Raw genomic sequence first — 875 nt, 5'->3', positions numbered from 1 at the left:
ATGTTTCTCCTCGCCTACCATAATATACAAGGTAGGCAGGGAAATATGACGGAAGGTTCCGACGGTAAAACTATCGACGGAATGAGCCTGAAACGGATTGAAAATTTGATTGATGCGCTCAAAGATGAGTCGTACCAACCAAAACCGGCAAGAAGGACGTACATCCCGAAGAAAAACGGGAACATGCGACCTCTCGGCATACCGTCTATCGACGACAAATTAGTGCAGGAGGTATTGCGAATGCTGTTGGAAGCAATTTATGAAGGTAGTTTTGAGAACACCTCGCACGGCTTCCGACCCAAACGCAGCTGCCACACCGCACTGATACAGGTGCAGAAGAATTTTACTGCGGCCAAGTGGTTTATCGAGGGCGACATTGAAGGATTCTTCGATAACATCAACCATGATGTACTTATCGGAATCTTGAAAGAACGTATCGCAGACGACCGCTTTATCCGGCTAATGTGGAAATTTTTGAAAGCTGGCTACATCGAAGATTGGACATTTCATAGAACATACAGCGGAACACCGCAAGGTGGCATCATTAGCCCGATACTGGCTAATATCTATCTCGACAAGCTGGATAAGTACATGAAAGAGTATGCCTGTCAATTCGATAGAGGCGACAGACGGGCAATGAACCTTGAGTACAAACGGTATTCCAGGAAAATTTGGTGGCTCGGCACAAAGCTGAAGCAAACCAAGGATAAAGATACTCGGAAGGAACTGATTGACGCGATTAAGCAACATCAGAAAAACAGGATGCACTTACCCTCTGTCGATGAAATGGACGAGGGATATAGACGGATTAAGTATGTGAGGTATGCCGATGATTTTATTATCGGAGTGATTGGCAGTAAATCGGACTGTGAGGC

Annotated in this window: 1 protein-coding gene; it reads left to right on the top strand. The window is 45.5% G+C overall.

The window, feature by feature from the left end:
- Positions 1–875, top strand: an 875-nt coding sequence (locus ACESTR_RS16260; RefSeq protein WP_373179458.1) for a reverse transcriptase/maturase family protein, incomplete at both ends; no start/stop codon positions are given.

This window comes from Alistipes sp. DJF_B185, from assembly GCF_964250025.1.
Classification (GTDB): domain Bacteria; phylum Bacteroidota; class Bacteroidia; order Bacteroidales; family Rikenellaceae; genus Alistipes; species Alistipes finegoldii.
This window is presented reverse-complemented; position numbering and strand designations above follow the sequence as displayed.